This is a genomic window from Mesorhizobium sp. M8A.F.Ca.ET.021.01.1.1 (assembly GCF_003998025.1).
In the GTDB taxonomy this organism is placed as follows: Bacteria; Pseudomonadota; Alphaproteobacteria; order Rhizobiales; family Rhizobiaceae; genus Mesorhizobium.
The window spans coordinates 1-4,031 of sequence record NZ_RZSJ01000560.1; the positions used below are offsets into that span (position 1 = coordinate 1).

Sequence of the window (4,031 nt, forward strand, 5' to 3'; positions counted from 1 at the left end):
GAGGGGGGCGCCTCGCTCTTGGCTGCTGGAGGAACAGCGCCCCCCTCTGTCGACTTCGTCGACATCTCCCCCACGGGTGGGGAGATTGGCGCGCTGTCCTGCTTGGCCTCGGCTTTCGCCGGTGCGCCACCGCTTTTGGCGGCAGCGCCCGCATCTTCGCCTTCGGCGGCAAGCACGGCGATCAGCGCGTTGACCTTGACCCCTTCGGTTCCGGCCGGCACGACCAGCTTGGCGACAGTGCCCTCATCGACGGCTTCAACTTCCATCGTCGCCTTGTCGGTCTCGATCTCGGCAATGACATCGCCCGGCGAAACCTTGTCACCTTCCTTGACCAGCCATTTTGACAGATTGCCTTCTTCCATCGTGGGCGACAGGGCCGGCATGGTGATGTTGATAGGCATCGCTCACTCCTGGATGAATTTGAAAAGGCCGCGCATGACGGTCAGCGTGGCGACGATGAACACAGGTGGCAAGACACCGAAATGGTAGCTACCCTTGCCCATCTCGAGCGTCATCATGCTGCCGGTCTGGTCGACCTTTGCGGAAGCAGTTGCCACAATAGCAAGAACCAGCGACGCGGCACCGCTGAGCATCAACAGAACCGCATCGAACTTCCCCGTCATCGATCGCACGAGAAAGGCGACCACGACAGTGGGAACAATGATGGCTGCCAACGTCCAGAAAGACAGCATCCGCATTGCTCCCTAGCGATATGCGACGGCTTTGACGGCCTCGATGACCTCGCCGACATTCGGCAACGCCAGCCTTTCGAGGTTGGCCGCATAGGGCATCGGCACGTCCTTGCCGGCAATGGTGATGACCGGCGCGTCGAGGAAATCGAAGGCGCGTTGCGACACCTGGTTGGCGATATGGTCGCCGACCGAATTCTGCGGGTAGCCTTCTTCGACCACGACCAGCCGGTTGGTCTTCTTGACCGAGGCGATGACGGTGTCGAGATCGAGTGGACGGATGGTCCTGAGGTCGATGATCTCGGCGTCGATGCCCATGCCGCGCAGCTCGGCTTCCGCCTTGACCGCATAGGTCATGCCGATGCCGAAGGAGACGATGGTGACATCCTTGCCCGTCTTGTGGATGCGCGCCTTGCCGATCGGCAGCACGAAGTCGTCCAGCTTCGGCACGTCGAAGGACTGGCCGTAGAGGATTTCGTTCTCGAGGAAGATGATCGGGTTCGGATCGCGGATCGCCGCCTTGAGCAAGCCCTTGGCGTCGGCGGCCGTATACGGCATCACGACTTTCAGGCCTGGAATGTGGCTGTACCAGGCGGCATAGCACTGCGAGTGCTGTGCAGCGACACGGGCGGCCGCGCCGTTCGGCCCACGGAACACGATTGGCGCGCCCATCTGGCCGCCGGACATATAGAGCGTCTTGGCGGCCGAGTTGATGATCTGGTCGATCGCCTGCATGGCGAAGTTGAAGGTCATGAACTCGACGATCGGCTTGAGGCCCGCCATCGCAGCACCGACGCCGACGCCGGCAAAACCATGTTCGGTGATCGGCGTGTCGACGACGCGACGCGGCCCGAATTCCTGCAGCAGGCCCTGCGTGATCTTGTAGGCGCCCTGGTATTCGGCAACTTCCTCGCCCATGACGAAGACATCGCCGTCGCGGCGCATTTCCTCGGCCATGGCGTCGCGTAACGCTTCGCGCACCGTGGTTGAGACCATTTCGGTACCGGCGGGAATATCCGGATCGGCGGCGATTTCCGTTTTCGGTGCGGCCGCGACTGGTGCAGCGGCCGGCTTTGCCACCTCCGCCTTGTCCTCGGCCGGCGCTTCCGCCTTTGCCGGTGCTTCGGCCTTGGCGGGAGCCGCCGCGGACTTGCCGACGTCGGCGGCGCTCTCGCCGTCCTGGAGCAGAACGGCGATCGGCGTGTTGACCTTGACGCCTTCGGTGCCGGCGGCGATCAGGATCTTGCCCAGCGTACCTTCGTCGACGGCTTCGACTTCCATCGTCGCCTTGTCGGTCTCGATCTCGGCGATGACGTCACCGGCGACGACCTTGTCGCCCTCGTTCTTCAACCACTTGGAAAGATTGCCCTCTTCCATGGTCGGCGAGAGAGCGGGCATGAGAATTTCGATCGGCATGTCCTGGCCCTCCCTTACAATACGATATCGGTCCAGAGCTCGGACGGATCCGGCTCGGCATCGTTCTGGGCAAAATCGGCGGCGTCGGCGACGATGTCGCGAACCTCCTTGTCGATGGTCTTGAGCTCGTCCTCGGTCGCCCACTTCTTCTCGATCAGCCGCGCCTTGACCTGCTCGATCGGGTCATGCTCGGAGCGCATCTTCTGCACTTCTTCCTTCGACCGGTATTTCGCAGGATCGGACATCGAGTGGCCGCGATAACGGTAGGTCTGCATTTCGAGGATCAGCGGGCCATTGCCGGCGCGGCACCATTCGGTGGCGAGATCGCCGGCGGCCTTGACCGCGCGCACATCCATGCCGTCGACCTGGATGCCGGGAATCTTGAAGGAAGCGCCACGGTGCGAGAAGTCAGTCTCCGCTGAAGAGCGCGACACCGAGGTGCCCATGGCGTAGCGGTTGTTCTCGATGATGTAGATCACCGGCAGCTTCCACAGCGAGGCCATGTTGAAGCTCTCATAGACCTGGCCCTGGTTGGCTGCGCCGTCGCCGAAATAGGTCAGCGAGACATTGTTGTTGTCGCGGTAGCGGTTGGCGAAGGCCAGACCGGTGCCGAGCGACACCTGCGCGCCGACGATGCCGTGACCGCCATAGAAATGCTTCTCCTTGGAGAACATGTGCATGGAGCCGCCCTTGCCCCTGGACAAGCCGCCGCGGCGTCCGGTCAGCTCAGCCATCACGCCACGCGGCGAAAGCTCCATCGCCAGCATGTGGCCGTGATCGCGATAGGCCGTGATCATCTGGTCGCCGTCGATCAGCGCCATCTTCATGCCGGTGACGACCGCCTCCTGGCCAATGTAGAGGTGGCAGAAGCCGCCGATGAAGCCCATGCCATAGAGCTGGCCGGCCTTTTCCTCAAACCGGCGGATGAGCAGCATGTGCCGGTAGGCGGCAAGCTCTTCGTCCTTGGTGAAGTCAGCAGGCTTGGGTGCTGACAGGCCGGATTTGCCGTCGGATTTCGATTTGGCAGGCGCTTTTCTGGCTGCGGTGGCCATGCATCACTCCCTGTTGGCGTCTCTTTGCGGACACTGGAGCAAGATCAACCTGCTCCGGGGAGATCGCCCTCCCCTTCGATTTATGGGAGGCTAACACGTAGAAAGGCGTTCCGCCATGTCGAAATTGCATAGCTGGCATGCGCCTAAGCGATTAAAATCATTGAAAATATTGCTGATTAACCGAAAACCGGTTACTTCTCCGAAACCGGCAGCATGATGGTGATCTCGTCGGCCTGGGACAGATTAAGCGCTTTACGCGCCTGCTCATCGAGCATGTCCCTCTCCAGCGTGCCATCATGCATGAGCTTGACCCGCCGTTCGAGTTCCATCCTGCGCGCCCTGATCGCCTCGAGCTGACCCTGCAGCGCGACCGTTTCGGCCTCCAGCTTGTATTTGGAATTGATACCGAATTCGCCGTGATAAGCGTGAAAGCCGAAATAGGCCAGGAACACCACGCACAGCGAAGGAATGATCAGCCGCCCGGTATTTCTCTGCTTGTGCTGACGCGTCCACATGACCGATTCCCCGTGGCCGCGAACTCAAACGGCTCGACGCCTTTTTCGCCTGATTGTGCTTAACGGACGGTTACGGGCGGCGGCCCAGCCCAGCCTGAAATGAAAAAGGGCGGGATGTCCCGCCCTTTCGATACCAAAGATGCGCGGCCGGATCAGCTCTTGATCACCGACTTGCCGGCGTAGCGCGCTTGCTTGCCGAGTTCTTCCTCGATGCGGATCAGTTGGTTGTATTTGGCCATGCGGTCGGAGCGCGACAGCGAGCCGGTCTTGATCTGCCCGCAATTGGTGGCGACGGCGAGATCGGCGATGGTCGAATCCTCGGTCTCGCCCGAACGGTGCGACATGACGGCGGTGTAGGC

At 61.5% G+C, this 4,031-nt stretch carries 5 protein-coding genes and 1 pseudogene; all 6 read right to left on the reverse strand.

Annotated features, from left to right (window positions below; all coding sequences use genetic code 11):
- Positions 1-401, reverse strand: a 401-nt coding sequence (locus tag EOA36_RS29695) for a biotin/lipoyl-containing protein (RefSeq protein WP_127280531.1), incomplete at its 3' end; no start/stop codon positions are given.
- 3 nt (positions 402-404) lie between these two features.
- Positions 405-692: a hypothetical protein gene (locus EOA36_RS29700; protein WP_127280532.1), complete on the reverse strand. Its 288-nt coding sequence runs from the start codon at positions 690-692 to the stop codon at positions 405-407.
- Positions 693-704: 12 nt separating this feature from the next.
- On the reverse strand, positions 705-2,105 hold the full coding sequence (locus tag EOA36_RS29705) for a pyruvate dehydrogenase complex E1 component subunit beta (RefSeq protein ID WP_127280533.1): 1,401 nt from the start codon (positions 2,103-2,105) through the stop codon (positions 705-707).
- Between the two features lie 14 nt (positions 2,106-2,119).
- The gene (gene pdhA / locus EOA36_RS29710) at positions 2,120-3,157 is read right to left on the reverse strand and encodes a pyruvate dehydrogenase (acetyl-transferring) E1 component subunit alpha (RefSeq protein WP_127280534.1); all 1,038 of its coding nucleotides are present in this window, start codon (positions 3,155-3,157) and stop codon (positions 2,120-2,122) included.
- 191 nt (positions 3,158-3,348) lie between these two features.
- Positions 3,349-3,672, reverse strand: coding sequence for a septum formation initiator family protein (locus EOA36_RS29715; protein WP_127280535.1), 324 nt, complete (start codon positions 3,670-3,672; stop codon positions 3,349-3,351).
- A 152-nt stretch (positions 3,673-3,824) separates the two neighbouring features.
- Positions 3,825-4,031 (reverse strand): annotated as a pseudogene (gene eno, locus EOA36_RS29720) (phosphopyruvate hydratase); the annotation flags it as partial.